Annotated in this window: 11 protein-coding genes; 3 read left to right on the top strand and 8 right to left on the bottom strand. The window is 70.0% G+C overall.

What is annotated here, in order from left to right; all coding sequences use genetic code 11:
• Nucleotides 1-40 precede the first annotated feature (40 nt).
• Nucleotides 41-637 (top strand): TetR/AcrR family transcriptional regulator, encoded by a 597-nt coding sequence (locus tag ACIBVN_RS12240; RefSeq protein ID WP_397135462.1) that lies wholly within the window; start codon nucleotides 41-43, stop codon nucleotides 635-637.
• 11 nt (nucleotides 638-648) lie between these two features.
• Here ACIBVN_RS12240 and ACIBVN_RS12235 read toward each other — a convergent pair whose 3' ends face one another.
• Nucleotides 649-2,310, bottom strand: coding sequence for an alpha-amylase family protein (locus tag ACIBVN_RS12235; protein WP_397135460.1), 1,662 nt, complete (start codon nucleotides 2,308-2,310; stop codon nucleotides 649-651).
• Between the two features lie 162 nt (nucleotides 2,311-2,472).
• On the opposite strand from ACIBVN_RS12235, the gene ACIBVN_RS12230 reads away from it, so the two are divergent.
• Complete coding sequence (locus ACIBVN_RS12230; protein WP_397135458.1) at nucleotides 2,473-5,031, top strand: choice-of-anchor P family protein; 2,559 nt, start codon at nucleotides 2,473-2,475, stop codon at nucleotides 5,029-5,031.
• A gap of 33 nt (nucleotides 5,032-5,064) precedes the next feature.
• Here ACIBVN_RS12230 and ACIBVN_RS12225 read toward each other — a convergent pair whose 3' ends face one another.
• The 4 genes from ACIBVN_RS12225 to ACIBVN_RS12210 all read right to left on the bottom strand — a co-directional run bounded on the left by ACIBVN_RS12225 (nucleotide 5,065) and on the right by ACIBVN_RS12210 (nucleotide 10,335).
• The gene (locus tag ACIBVN_RS12225) at nucleotides 5,065-6,210 is read right to left on the bottom strand and encodes a helix-turn-helix domain-containing protein (RefSeq protein ID WP_397135456.1); all 1,146 of its coding nucleotides are present in this window, start codon (nucleotides 6,208-6,210) and stop codon (nucleotides 5,065-5,067) included.
• Nucleotides 6,211-6,273: 63 nt separating this feature from the next.
• Nucleotides 6,274-6,474, bottom strand: a complete 201-nt coding sequence (locus tag ACIBVN_RS12220; RefSeq protein ID WP_397135454.1) for an EF-hand domain-containing protein — start codon at nucleotides 6,472-6,474, stop codon at nucleotides 6,274-6,276.
• Between the two features lie 190 nt (nucleotides 6,475-6,664).
• Nucleotides 6,665-7,957, bottom strand: a complete 1,293-nt coding sequence (locus tag ACIBVN_RS12215; protein ID WP_397135452.1) for a hypothetical protein — start codon at nucleotides 7,955-7,957, stop codon at nucleotides 6,665-6,667.
• A 92-nt stretch (nucleotides 7,958-8,049) separates the two neighbouring features.
• Complete coding sequence (locus tag ACIBVN_RS12210; RefSeq protein WP_397135450.1) at nucleotides 8,050-10,335, bottom strand: MMPL family transporter; 2,286 nt, start codon at nucleotides 10,333-10,335, stop codon at nucleotides 8,050-8,052.
• Between the two features lie 178 nt (nucleotides 10,336-10,513).
• On the opposite strand from ACIBVN_RS12210, the gene ACIBVN_RS12205 reads away from it, so the two are divergent.
• Complete coding sequence (locus tag ACIBVN_RS12205; RefSeq protein ID WP_397135448.1) at nucleotides 10,514-11,764, top strand: MFS transporter; 1,251 nt, start codon at nucleotides 10,514-10,516, stop codon at nucleotides 11,762-11,764.
• Here ACIBVN_RS12205 and ACIBVN_RS12200 read toward each other — a convergent pair.
• The 3 genes from ACIBVN_RS12200 to ACIBVN_RS12190 all read right to left on the bottom strand — a co-directional run bounded on the left by ACIBVN_RS12200 (nucleotide 11,756) and on the right by ACIBVN_RS12190 (nucleotide 14,112).
• The gene (locus ACIBVN_RS12200) at nucleotides 11,756-12,208 is read right to left on the bottom strand and encodes a hypothetical protein (RefSeq protein WP_397135446.1); all 453 of its coding nucleotides are present in this window, start codon (nucleotides 12,206-12,208) and stop codon (nucleotides 11,756-11,758) included. The genes ACIBVN_RS12205 and ACIBVN_RS12200 overlap by 9 nt on opposite strands.
• A 110-nt stretch (nucleotides 12,209-12,318) precedes the next feature.
• Nucleotides 12,319-13,446 carry an NAD(P)/FAD-dependent oxidoreductase gene (locus ACIBVN_RS12195; RefSeq protein ID WP_397135444.1) on the bottom strand — a complete coding sequence of 376 codons (1,128 nt, stop codon included), beginning with the start codon at nucleotides 13,444-13,446 and terminating at the stop codon, nucleotides 12,319-12,321.
• Between the two features lie 39 nt (nucleotides 13,447-13,485).
• Nucleotides 13,486-14,112 carry a hypothetical protein gene (locus tag ACIBVN_RS12190; protein ID WP_397135442.1) on the bottom strand — a complete coding sequence of 209 codons (627 nt, stop codon included), beginning with the start codon at nucleotides 14,110-14,112 and terminating at the stop codon, nucleotides 13,486-13,488.
• Nucleotides 14,113-14,131 lie beyond the last annotated feature (19 nt).

Genomic DNA, 14,131 nt, shown 5'->3' with positions numbered 1-14,131 from the left:
TACAGAACCATAACATAGCGATCGCTATAGAATGCTTGGCATGGCCAGACAACGGGCGTTCGACAAGGAGGCGGCGCTGGAGCGGGCGCTGCTCACGTTCTGGCGGCACGGCTACGAGGCGACCTCGGTCGCCGAGCTGACCGCCGTCATGGGGATCAGACCGCCCAGCCTGTACGCGGCCTTCGGGGACAAGCGGCGGCTGTTCGAGGAGGCGGTGCGGCGTTACCAGGAGACGTACGGGGCTTTCACGACACGGGCGCTCGCCGAGGAGGCGACGGGGCGTGCGGCCATCGAACGGGTGCTCCGGGAGTCGGCCGCCGAGTACGCGAGCGACTCCCATCCGGCGGGGTGCCTGATCATCACGGCCGCGGTGAACTGCGGGCCCGAGTCGGCCGAGGTCCAGGAGTTGCTGCGGGGGTTCAGGGAGGCCGCCAAGGCGGCGCTGAAGGCGCGGATCGACGAGGACCTGGCCGCCGGGCGGCTCCCCGCGGACACGGACACGGCGGGGCTGGCGACGTTCTACGCGGCGGTGATCCAGGGCATGTCCACGCAGTCCTGCGACGGCGCCTCCCACGCGGACCTCCTCCGCGTCGCCACCCTCGCCATGTCCGCCTGGCCCGCCACGCCCTCACCCTGACCCCGCGCGGGTCACAGGGATTTGACCGAGGCGTCCTCCGGAGGGATCTGCGGGGGTGAGGCGCGCAACCAGCGGCAGCCGTGCGGGTCCAGCGGGACCCGTACCGAGCCGTCCGCCGAGACCTCCAGCGTGCCGTCCACCAGGAGGTCCGTGAGGTGGTACCCCTCTAATCCCTCCAGCGTCAGCTCCACGTCCCTGGCCGTGTCGCACAGGTTGTGCGTGACCACCACCGTGGCCTCGTCGGCGTCGCAGCGGTGGGCGAGGACCGCGCGGTGGCCGGTCTCCAGCACCGTGTGGCGGCCCCACGCCAGCTCCGGGCACTCGCGGTAGCGCTCGATCAGCAGCTGGAACCAGCGCAGCAGCGAGTTCACGTCCCGCTTCTGGTCGGCCACGTTCACCCGGTCGGGCGCGAAGGAGCCCTCCGGGATCTCGCGTACCGGCGAGCCTTGGGTGAACCCGCCGTCCGCCGACCACTGCATGGGGATGCGGACCGCCATGCGGCCCTCCTCGTCGAGGTTCTCCCCCATGCCGATCTCCTCGCCGTAGAAGATCACGGGCGTGCCCGGCAGCGAGAACAGCAGGCTGTAGGCCATCTTGATGCGCCGCAGATCCCCGCCGAACATGCTCGGCAGGCGACGGCGCAGGCCCCTGCCGTAGATCTGCATGTCCGCACGCGGCCCGAACGCCTCGAAGACCTCTTGCCGCTCCTCCTCCGTGAGCTTGTCGAGGGTGAGCTCGTCGTGGTTGCGCAGGAACATGGCCCACTGGCAGTCCTTGGGCGGCTGGGGGCGCTCGCGCAGGGCGCGGGCGAGGGGCGTGGCGTCGTTGCGGGCCATCGACAACCAGGCGTTCTGCATGCCGACGAAGTCGAAGCACATGGTGAGCTGGTCGCCGAGGCCGTCGCCGAAGTATGAGATCAGGTCCTTGTACGGGACGTTGACCTCGCCCAGCAGGATCGACCCGCCCTTGCGCCGCGTCATGAACGCCCGCAGGTCCGCCAGGAACTCGTGCGGGTTCGCCAGCTTCGGGTTGACGTTCTCGATGAGGAACGGCACCGCGTCCACCCTGAACCCGGCCAGCCCGAGCTCCATCCAGAAGCCGAGTATGCGCGCGATCTCGTCCCTGACCTCGGGGTTGCCGACGTTCAGGTCCGGCTGGTGCCGGTAGAAGCTGTGCAGGTAGTACTGTCCCGACCCCTCGTCGTACTCCCAGACGCTGTTCTCCTTGTCGGGGAAGACGATCTGTGAGGGGTCGTCCGGCTCGGGGGTGTCGGACCAGACGTACCAGTCGCGCATGGGCGAGTCCCTGCTCGACCTGGCCTCGACGAACCAGGGGTGCTGGTCCGACGTGTGGTTGACGACGAGGTCCGCGATCACCCGCAGCCCGCGGTCGTGGGCGGTGCGCATGAACTCCACGAAGTCGCCCAGCGTGCCCAGACGCGGGTCGACGCTGTAGAAGTCGGTGACGTCGTACCCGTCGTCCCTGTTGGGGGTGGGGAAGAACGGCATGAGCCAGAGGCACGTCACGCCCAGCCTCGCGAGGTAGTCGATCTGCTGCGTCAGGCCGCGGAAGTCGCCCACGCCGTCGCCGTTGCCGTCCTTGAACGTCTCCACGTCGAGGCAGTAGACGACGGCGTTCTTGTACCAGACATCAGAGGTATAGGTCAGACGCATAGGCAGGCGCTACCCCGGACACGGGCATCCGAACGACCAGGCCCTCATCAAAATAATGGCCAGGAAAATTGAGTAGCGGGGTGCTCAGGTCGTTGCTCGCGGACCCGCCCACAATGATGGTTCAGCTGTCCCGCCCATAAACCATTACAAAGGAGGGATACCATGCGCAGGCCCTTGGCAAAACCGTACGTTTTCCTGGTCGCTGTCCTCGCTCTGACGGCGGTATGGGCGGTGCCGTCCCCTGCCCGCGCCATCTCCGGCAATCATCCTCTTGCCGTGGTGCTGTGCAAATTCACGGACCAGCAGGACGAGCCCCACAATGTGGCCTACTACGAGGACATGTTCTCCCAGAGTGGAGCCGGGAAGAAAGGCGTGTTCGACTATTGGAAGGATGTCTCTTACGGCAACCTCGACCTCACCGGCACAATCGTGAAGGGCTGGTACACGGCGGACAAGACCGTGGCCGAGTTCAATGTGCTGAATCGGGCCAGCCAGATAGACGTGTGCGCGTCCAAGGCCGACCCCGACATCGCCTTCGAGGACTTCGCGGGCGTGGTGGTCCTCACGAACCACACCAACCTGAACGGGCCCCTGTTCGGGGGCGGGCCGCCCACGCAGATCGGCGGGAAGACGTACCCCGCGCTCGGCAGGATGGCCGCGGAAGAGGACCAGGCCCTCTCCGGCATCCTGCACGAGACCGGGCACTCATTCGGGCTGGACCACTCCCGTAAGCTCTCCACCTCCACCTCGCATTACAACGACAAGTACGACGTGATGAGCTGCTTCGGGTGTTACACGACCCCCAAGCATTCCTATCAAGGAGATGGCGGGCCGGGGCTGAACGCGGTCATGCTCGAAATCGCGCAATGGTTGCCGCCGAACCGCGTCTCGACCTTCGACAACAACCAATGCCGGCAGCAGACCTACACCATGGCCGCCCTGAACCATCCCGAGGCCGGCGGCCCTCTTGAGCTGCGGATCCCGGCGAGCGTGAGCATTCCCAACGCGGCGGACGCCAGTGGGCAGACCACGTCGACGACCACGAGTGACTACTACACGGTCGAGCTGCGGTCGAAGTCGGGCTGGGATCAGGGCATTCCCCAAGACGCGTTCGTCCTGCATCTGAAGGGCCAGGACAACATCTCGTACTGGGTGGACGCGGCGGGCGGGATGACCGCGGGAAAGGTCTACGCGGACGCCGCGCAGAAGGCTTATGTGGCGGTCAACTCCATCGACCCGACCCCGGCATCCACAGGCGTCGTGACGCTCGCCTCGTGCAAGATCAACGCGAAACTCGCCTACTCCGGGCCCACCAGCGGCGACTACCATGACCCGGTCACCCTGACCGCCGATCTGGCGGTGGACCCCAGCGCCGCCCCGATCCCCAACGCCCGGGTCAACCTGTCGCTCGGCTCGCAGAGCTGCTCCGACGTCACTGACGTATCCGGGCGGGCCTCCTGCCAGATCGTGCTCGACCAGGTTCCCGGCACGTATTCCGTTGAAGCCTCGTATGCCGGCAACGACGTCTACAACGCGCAGACGAGTACGAAGACGTTCACGATCAACAAGCGGAACACGGTTGTCCAGTACACCGGTCCTGCCAAGGTGACGAACGGCTCGGCCGCCACGTTCCAGGCCACCCTCGCCGAGAAGGACGGCGACCAGATCGAGGGCCGAACGGTGTCCTTCACGCTGGGAACGGGAGCGACCGCACAGACATGCGGCGGGAAGAGCGACCCGGCAGGCGTCGCCCGGTGCGAGATCTCGCGCGTGCTGCAGCCAGCGGGGCAGACCGCGATGCGAGTGGCCTTCGCGGGTGACGACTTCTACGTCGCGTCGGGCGCGGACGCCACAGTGGAAGCCCTGAAGGGGAAGGCATCCGTCAGCTACGGAGGGCCGTCCAACATCGCCAACGACTTCCCCGCGACGTTCCAGGCGACCCTGACCCAGGAGGACAGGAGCATTCCGCTTGAGAACCGGACCGTCACCTTCACCGTGGGCAGCGGTTCGTCGGCGCAGAAGTGCAGCGGGACCACGGACGCCGGCGGTCACGCGAAGTGCACCATCGCGAAGGTGGCCCAGCCCGCCACCGCCACCGGCGTGGGCGTCCAGGTGGCCTTCGCCGGCGACGACTTCTTCCTTCCAGCCGGCGCGTCCGCCACGGTCAAGCTGCTCTACTACACCGGCAGGTCGTACGGTCTCTCGGCCAAGGTCGCCCTGCTCCCGCCCACCGTCGTGAGCGACACCGGCGAGGTCTCTACGGCGGCCAAGTCGGCCAATGAGAAGTCGGCTGCCTCTGTGTCCCTCGGGATCGTCTCCGCGTCCGCGGTCAGCGCGAGCGTCACGACAGGAGCGGGAACGTCGACAGGGAGGGCCACCACGGGGGATGTGACGATCGGTGTCCCCGGTCTTCCGGTCATCCGCGCCACCGACGTGCGAGCCACCTCGCAGAGCACCTGCCAGGTCGGCCCGTTCACGGCGACGGCGACAGGGACCGTGACCATTGGATCGCTGACTGTCGGCGGCATCGTCCAGCCCACCACCACGGTGGCGCCGAACACTGTCATCCGGGTCGGCACAGCGACGATCACGCTCAATGAGCAGAAGCCGGTTCCGGGGTCCTCGGCCGGATCACTCGTCAACGCGATCCACATCAGTGCTCCGGGGGTCGCCGATGTCGTGGTCTCCGCGGCAAGGAGCGACATCCACAACTGTCCGTGACGTACGCCGGTTTACGGAGTGCGCTCCGGGCCCTCAGGTCCCCTGGGCGGCCTGCCTGGCCCGGAGCGCTATCTCCAGCTCGAAGCGGATGTCCGGGTCGGCGAGTTGATCTCCGTACAGCTCCTCGAGCTGCCGCACCCGGTAGCGCACGGTCTGCGGGTGCACGTGCAGCCTGGCGGCCACCTCGCCCGCGCCGCGCCCGTACCGCAGCCAGGCCAGCAACGTCTCCGCCAGCCGGTCCTGCTGCGCGGGCCGCAGGTGGGCCAGGGGCGCGAGCCGCACTTCTGCCAGCGCGTTGACCAGCTCCTCGTCCTTGAACACCACCAGCGTCGCCATGTGGTCCTCGCACCGCAGCGGCCCTCTGGGCAGGACGCCGCGCCGCGACAGCTCCAGCGCCTCTCCGGCCCACCGCAGCGAGGTCTCGGCGGCGGCCAGGGGCACGGCGGGGCCGATCGCGGCCCGGCGGCCGCGCAGGGCGTGCTCGAGCAGCTTGGCCCGGCCGGGTCCGTTCGGGTCGGGCGCGAGCAGGCACGGGACGGTCCTGTCCACGCCCACGAGCACGTCGGGGGCCAGCGCGGGCGCGCCGTGCCGGTCGTCGAGCGCCACGCAGGCGACGGTCTTGGGCAGCCGCCACCCGGCGGACTTGGCCAGGTCGGCGACGGCCTCCGCGCTGGCGGGCGGGCGGCTGAGCAGCAGGTCGAGCAGGCGGGCGCGGCGGCGCTCGATCTCGCCGGCCGCGTGCGCCCTGGCCTCCTCGAAGCCCTCGGCCGCCGCGTCGGCGAGCTGGTCGAGGTAGACGAAGATGGCCTCGCCCAGGTCGTACAGGGTCTGCGGGGACAGCCCGAGCGGCTCCGCGAGCTCCGTGAGTCGCCGCCAGCCGACCCGGGCACCGAGCCGCATCGCGGTCTGGAGCGGCTCGAGGTTGCGGCCCTCGGCCGCCTCGCCCTTGCCGATCATGCGGAACGGCTCGGGGTCCCAGGGGACGCCCGGGTGCTCGATGCGGTCGAGGAAGCCCTCGACGGCCTGCTCGACCGCCATTCTGATGACCTTGATGTAAAGATCGTCCGATGGCCGGGCGTACTCGGGGATCCGGGCCTGGATCTGCTCGATCACCTCTTCCGTGACCGTGCCGATGCCCGCCCTGAGTGCTTGCACGGGGATATCACTCGTGATGATCATCGTCCCTCCCGTCGCCATTGTGACCCAGGCAACAGGAGCTTGTGTAGCAAGAGCTTGTTTTTGTCACTTCTGGAGGAAGCTGGCGAACTCCTCCTTGTCGATCAGGCCGTCGCCGTCCTTGTCGAGCTTCAGCACGCCTTCCTGCGCGGCCTCCAGGGTGATCGGCTGGCCGATCACCTCCATCAACCGGACGAGCTCGACGGCGGAGATGCGGCCGTCGTTGTCGGCGTCGATGAGGTCGAAGGTGATGGCGTAGTCGCTCATGTGTCGCCCTTCCAACGGAATCGATGTCGCGTCAGACCTTAGTGGCGACTTGTCGTAGCGCGTCGATGAATGCCGCGACTTGTGGGCTCTTATCCCCTTAGCGCCAGGCCGCCGCCCGCATGTTTCCACGGTACGACGAGGCCCGGGCACCGGCGTCGTGGAGACGCGGTGCCCGGGCCGTCGGGGAAGGTCAGGCGGCGTGGAGGTAGACCTGGCCGAAGACCTCCGACAGGTTCTTCAGGTCGGTGGCCACGTCGACCTCGGGGTTGGCCGGGTCGTAGATGGTGGCCAGGCGGGCGCGCACGGAGTCGAGCTTCTTGAGCTGGTCCCAGGTGGCATTGGCGGCCCACTTCTCGCCGTACACCCGGCTGACCTGGCCCTGGTCGTTCTGCCAGCGGGTCCACAGCGTGACGGTCTCCGCGGCGTCGTCCTGGAGCGGGGAGGCGACACGTTCGGTGATGGCCTTGGTGGCCTGCTCCTCGGTCAGCTGGGAGGTCCCGGAAGCGGCGAAGGTGGCGTCCTCGGCGGCGATCTGGGCGTAGGCGTCCCAGGCGCGGGCGCGCACCTGGATCGACTGGTTGCGCTGGGCCTCGGCGGCGTCGATCTTCCAGGTCGCGTACTCGTTGGCCAGGTGGCCGTTGTCGAGGGCGAGCTGGTCGATCAGGCCCTTGAAGAGCCACGCGCCGATGCGCTCGGGGTCGAGCAGCGGGTACTTCTTGGTCATCTCGGCCTTGCAGGCGTCGTTCGCGCCGCAGCCGAACACCGGGACCACCGTGTGCGCGGCCAGCTTCTTGCCCGGCACCGCGGTCCGCAGCGCGGCCGTGGTCTCGGCGACGAACTTGTCCAGCTCGTCCGCCGTGGTGAACGTCTGGTTGAAGCCGAGCTGCGAGGTGAACCTGATCCCGACGACGCCCGGCTGTGCGGCGACCAGCGCGGCGACCTTCTTGACCGCCTCGGCCAGCTTGCCCGCCTTGTAGTCGTCGGCCAGCTCGGTCTCGATCCAGAGGCGCATGTTCGTCTGCGCGACGGCCTGCGCTGCCTTGCCCGCCGGGGTCGCCTGGGCGGCGGTCTTCTCGGCGGCGGTGACCCCGGTGGGGTCGACGTAGCCGCACTCGTCACCGTTCTGGCAGTCGGGCGTGCCGCCGTCCTCGGCGCCGGGGACGTCCGGGGAGTCGACGTCGTGCATCTCGCCGTCGCCCTCGGACTCGGGGCACTCGTTGCCCTCTTCGGTGCAGTCCACCGTGATGGGGTCCACCGGCTCGGCTTCACCCATGTGCTGGCCGTCGTTCTCCAGCCAGAACGCCGCGATGTCCGCGGCCTCCTCGGGGGTGGCCATCCACCGGCAGACCACGTACGCCGGGGTGTCGGCGGACAACAGGTCGTTACAGCTCTTGGGGTCGTCCTCCGACCACGCCGGAACACCGATGCCTAGGAGTGAGAGGGCGAGTCCGATGACGAAGAGCTGCCGTAACCGTAGTCGCATGGCACCTTAACTTCCAGGGGGATGATCGTGGGCATATCGCACACTATCCGGACGATCAATAACGTTCAATGAAATCCGACTTAACGTCCGCCTCACTCGTCCAATTCGACCCATTGCCAGCCGGACCCGTCGGCGTTGGCGCGCACCGCCCTGGCACGCCCCGCCGCCACTTTCTCCCATCCTGGCCGCGCGAGCTCCGCGGGCTCGGCGGGCGCCGGCACGGGATCGGTGTCCACACCGAAGACGGCCGGCCTTCCCTTGACGGTCAGCACCGGGAGACGCTCCTGACCACCCGCCGTGATCGAAGGACGGTCCACGGGTGGCAGCCGACGGGGCGGCAGGTCCTCGCGCGGCTCAGCGCGTTCGCGGGAGCGGAGCGGCCACCAGCTCGCGGGGCCCAGCAGCCGCATGGAGGCAGGCCCAAGCAGCACGCGCACCAGCAGGGTGTCCACCGCGATCGCCACACACAGCCCCACCCCGAACAGCCGCACCACCGTGATCCCGGCCGCCGCGAACGCCCCGGCGACCGCCGTCGGCAACAACGCCGCACCCGTGATCACTCCGCCCGTCTCCCGCAGCCCCGCCGCCACGGCACCGGCGTGGTCCCCGGTACGCAGCCACTCGGAACGCGCCCGGGAGACCAGGTACACCTCGTGGTTCGCGGACACCCCGAAGAGCACGACCACGATCAGCACAGCCACGGAAACGTCGACAGGCCCCGCGAAACCCAGCAGGCCATGCTGGAACGCCCACGCCAGCACCCCGAACGAGGCCCCGGCGGACAGCACGATCGCCGGCAACGTGCGAACGGGCAGCACCAGCGACCCGAACGCCGCGCACAGCAGCACCAGCAGCACCGAGCAGACCACCACCGCCGGCCACGGCAGGGTGGCCGAGAGGCTGTCCATGAGGTCCAGCCGCGCGGCGGTGGGCCCGCCCACCACGACCTGCCGTACGCCCGGCCCTGGAGCCAGGGACCTGATCGACCTGACCAGGCCCTCCGCCTCGGCCGACATGGGGTCGAGGTCGTGCCGTACGGCGAGCCGCACGGCGCCGTTCTTCCTCGACTCCCCCGCGACCTCGACACCCTTGACGTGCGGCAGCCGCTCCACCTGCTCCATGAGGGGCCGGGCATAGAGTGAGCCGTCCGCCAGCACGTGCACGTCGATCGGCGAGAGAGCGTTCCTGGGGAAGTCGCGGTCGAGGGTCTCTGCCACCCGGCGGCTCTCGGAGGCGGCGGGGAGCGCCCTGTGGTCCGCGTTCCCGAACTGGAGGTGCGAGAGCGGCGCCGCCAGCGACACCAGCACGACCGTGACCGCCACCAGGTACACGACCGGCCGGCGCACCACGCTGGACGCGACGGCGTGCCACCCGCCGCCGCCCGGCCGTACGGACCCGAAGTCGGGCATCACCCTCAGCGCGTCCACGCGCGGGCCGAGTATCCCCAGCAGGGCAGGCAGCACGACGAGCGCGGCCACGGCCGCGACGAGCGCCACCGCCGCCGCCCCCAGCCCGATCGAGCGCAGGAACGGCTGCGGGAACAGCAGCAGCCCCAGCAGCGACGCGGCCACCGTCGCCCCTGAGACGGCGACGGCCCGTCCTGCCGAGGCCATCGTCCGCGCCACCGCCTGCTCGTTCGACGCCCCGCCCGCGATCTCCGCTCTGAACGCCCTGAGCATGAGCAGCGAATGGCCGGCGGCCAGCCCGAGCCCGAGCAGCACGACGGCGTACCAGGAGTAGACGGACACCTCGGGGAGCAGCGCCAGCGCGCCGAGCACCGCGAGCAGCCCCACGACCAGCGGCAGCAGCGCCGCCACCAGGCTCCCGAACAGCGCCACGAGCAGCACCAGCAGCACCGGGCCGGCGATGGCCGAGACGCGGGCCAGGTCGGCGGCCGCCTGCCCGTCCAGCTCCGCCTGCGTCGGCACCGTCCCGCCGACCTCGACGTTGAGGTTCTTGACGCTCCTGAGCCGCTGCGCGAGCGCCGCGTAGCTCTCCCTCTTGGCGCCCTTCAGCGTGATCAGCGCGTACGTCGAGTGCCCGTCCCTGGACACCATCTCCTTCGACCCCGTCGTCCAGTACGTGGCCCTCCGGCGCACATGGTCTGCCGGCAGCCCGCGCAGCGAGTCGTGCACCGCCTTCTTGTACCGCGGGTCGCGCACCTTGACCGCCGGGTGCCGGTAGAGGACGACCACGTCGGGGCTCTGGAAGCCGTACCACTGCTCGGCCAAGCGCGCGGCGGTCACGGAGCCGGCGCCCGGGTCCTCGAAGCCGCCGCTCGTCACCCGCCCTGACATGGCCGCCGGCGCGACGAGCAGGGCCGCCGCCAGGCTCAGCGCCAGGAGCGTCCACCTACCGCGATAGACCAGCCGACCCATGGAGTCCCCTCGCCGACAGCCGGGCCCTAGCAAGTTACGGGAGAACGGGGGCCGGATTCTTGCCAAAGGCGAACACATTCCGCGTCCGGTCTTGTTACCGGAGGAATATTCACACGACAGAGGCCGAGAACAGCGGCAGAATAGCGGAGTTTGGCCATTTTCCAGGGGGTTTACAGCGGTGCACAGCTATCTACGCGATCTCGGACTGCTCCGGGACCGCCGGTTCGCGTTGATGCTGTCGGCGAGGACTGTCGCGGTCCTGGGCAGCGCGTTCGCACCGGTGGCCCTGGCGTTCGGCGTGCTCGCCCTGCCCGGCGCCACCGCCGCCACCCTGTCCGTCGTGCTCACCGCCGAGGCGGTGCCCATGATCGCGTTCACCCTGTTCGGCGGCGTGCTCGCGGACCGGCTGCCGCGGAACTGGGTGCTGATGGCCGGCGACTTCCTGATGGCGGCGGGGTACTTCGCGCTGGCGGCGATGCTGCTCTCCGGCTGGACTCCGCTGCCCGCGCTGTGTGTGGCGGCGGCGCTGAGCGGGGTGGCCACGGCGATCGCGTTCCCCGCGTTCACCGGGATCATCCCCGAGGTCGTGCCCGTGGATCAGCTGCAGGCGGGCAACGCGCTGATCGGTCTGGGCGGTAACGCCGCGCGGGTGGCGGGCGCGGTGCTGGGCGGCGCCACGGTGGTGCTCGTCGGCGGCGGCTGGGCGCTGATCGTGAGTGGCGCGATGTTCTCGGCGGCGGGACTGCTGATCGCCATGATGCGGTTGCAGCCGGCCGCGCAGCAGCGGGAGCCCGGGCAGCGGCACTCGGTGCTGGCCGATCTGCGGGAAGGCTGGCGCGAGTTCAGCTCGCGGCAGTGGATCTGGGTGGTGGTCGCGCAGTTCTCGCTGATGGTCATGGCCATCCAGGCCGGTCACGGGGTGCTCGGCCCGCTGCTGGCGAAGGAGTCCCTGGGCGGCCCGGCGGCCTGGTCCGCGTTCCTGGCGGGCGAGGCCGTCGGGACGCTCGTCGGGGTGCTGACCGCGATGCGGCTCCGGCCGCGCCGCCCCATTCTGGTGGCCGTGCTGCTCTGCCTGCCGCCGGCGCTGCCGTACGCGCTGCTCGGTCTGGACGCGCCGCTCTGGGCGATCGTGATCGGGGCGTTCGTGCTTGGCGTGTGCTTCGACGTGTTCGGCGTGCTGTGGCAGACCACCATGCAGCGCGAGGTCCCGCGCGAGTCGCTGTCGCGGGTCAGCTCGTACGACCTGCTCGGGTCGCTGATGTTCGGCCCGATCGGGCTGATGCTGGCGGGGCGGGCGGCGGACTGGTTCGGCACGGAGGAGTCGCTGCTCGGATGCGCGGTCATCATCGTGCTGTCCACGCTCGCCGCTCTGCTCTCCCCCGGGGTGCGCAATCTCAGGGCGCCGGAGGGCGAGCTGGTCTCACGCTGACTTGAAGTAGGCGTTGGCCCGAGGCTGGAACATCAGCGTCACCGCCCCCAGCACGGCGGCCAGGTGCAGGATCCTGCTGCCCGCGAAGATCAGCTCCATCGCGCCCGCCCCGGCCACGGCCTCGCTGATCGAGCCCCCGGCCAGCAGCCACCGGGCGGGCTCGATCACGAGCGAGAGCGTGCCGAAGATCCCGAGCGTCCCGGCGAGGGTCAGGCGCGCCCAGTTCTCCCCGCGCTTGACCCGCAGCGCCAGGAAGACGGCCCCGGCGAACACCGCCAGCCGGAACCCGCCCTGGGGCAGCATCTCCATGAAGGTGGCGGTGCCCTCGTACAGCTGCTGAGAGATCATCATGACGGCCTCGAACGCGCCGAAGGCCACGGCCGCCAGCCAGAGCATGGCGGCCGTCTGCACGACGGGCGGCGGGTCGGTTCTGCGCGGATCCATGACGGTGCTCATTGCGGACCTCCGATAGGTGAGCGGCTGTATCAGAAGTGTCCGCCGCGAGCCCGGGCGGAATCATGCCCGCCGTCCCCCGAGTTCCGGTAAGGCGCGCCCTACCAGAGCTGTCCGCTCGTCCTCAGCCCGCGGGAGGGGGCCCGCTCGTGCAGCCCGAAGCGCGGCTCCGGCCCGTGCTCGCCCTCGAGCACGCCCGCCACGTACGCGGCCAGCGCGGGAGCGTGCTTGAACCCGTGCCCCGAGTCGCCGCCCAGCAGCCACACCCCGGGCGACACCTCGGCGATCAGCCACTCGGCGTCGGGCGTGAGCGGATACTGGCACACCTGGCTGAACAGCACCGGCGCGTCCCCCAGCGACGGGAACCTGCGCCGCAGGTAGCTCCTGGCCCGCTCGACGCTGTCCGCGTCCACCACCCGCTCGCCGTGCTCCGGCTCGTACGGCGGCCCTTCCAGGTCCGAGGTGGCCTTCATCCCGACCCCGTCCACGTCGCCGTGCCCGTAGGCGGAGGCCCCGTAGTCCACCCAGGCGGGCGTCTCGGGCACGGACCAGGCGGCCGGCGCCGCGAAGTGCAGCGTGTCCTGCTTGGTCACCGTGATGGGCACGTGCTCGAACAGCCCGGGCAGCCACGCGCCGCAGGCCCACACCACCCGGTCGGCGTGCCGTACCTCGCCGTCGATCTCGACGGCCGCGGCCCCGGTCACAGGCTCCTTCACGGGCACCGCACGCGCCCTAACCAGCCGGACCCCTGCCGCCACCGCCAGACCGGCGGTCACCTGGGTCGCCCGCCTGGCCCTGACCACGCCCGCGTGCGGCTCCCAGAGCAGGAAGCTCAGGTCGTCACCGCGGAAGTCGGGGAAGAACCGCGACCCGTCGGCAGGGTCCAGCACCTCACACGGAATGTCCAGATTTTTCAGGACTCGGGCGCTGGCCTGCTCCCACCCGTCCGGCGTCTGCGCGAACCACACCATGCCCGCCTCGTGGTACAGCCTCTCGCCGGCCCTCTCCTCCAGCCGCCGCCAGCCGTCCCGCGCCTGCCAGGCGAGCCCGGCGTACCAGTCGTCGTCGCCGTGCGCGCAGCGCAACAGGCGCGTCTCCCCCGCGCTGGCCTGCCGTACGTGGCCCGGCCTGTGCTGCTCGACGAGCGTCACCTCCCAGCCGGCGTCGGCCAGCCGCAGTGCCAGCGATGAGCCCCATATGCCCGCTCCGACCACAATGACCGATTTCATGGGACCACGGTGACCGGAAACGGCACGCGACCGCAAGACTCAGACGACGATGAGCCGTACCACGACGCCCGCGCAGTTGCCCGCCACGCAGATCCGCACCGGCACCTCCGAGATGCCGGCCGCCGCGGGCACGCCGCCCACCTGGCCGTCGGGGCCGATGGTCACGCCGTGGGGCAGCCTGGCGCGGTCGGTCACGGTGAACGTGGGCACCACGCCCGGCGGGCCGCCGTTGACGCCGATCTCGCCGCTCAACGGTACGCCGGTCCGGCCTGGGAAGGTCAGCTCGCGCGGCTCCCAGGGCACGTTGCCGTGCACGACGAGGGTGAGCCGCTGCTCCTGGCACGACTGGCCATCGCAGATCTGGACGGGGGCGACGTACGTGCCGGGGCGCTGCGGCGTGCCGTACAGCAGGCCGTTCTCGTCGATCTTGATCCCGACCGCGAGATAGGCGGGGCGGAACGTGACGCCCTTGGCGGTGGGCAGCAGCCGCTTGCGCACCTCGATGCCCTCGGTGAGGTCGAACGTGTCCTCGACCAGGCTGCCGCCGGGAGGGTCGAGCGGGATCTGCCGGGCCATGAACGTCACGGCAAGCCTGGGCACGGCGGAGTAGAGCGCGCACATGGCGAGCACAGCGAGTCCGAGCACCCACCACTGCCGCATCGTCATCCCCCCGACGGTCCATTCC

Source organism: Nonomuraea sp. NPDC049400, from assembly GCF_044466425.1.
GTDB lineage: Bacteria > Actinomycetota > Actinomycetes > Streptosporangiales > Streptosporangiaceae > Nonomuraea.
Note: the sequence above shows the minus strand (reverse complement) of the source record. Positions and strands in the feature narration are given on the sequence as shown.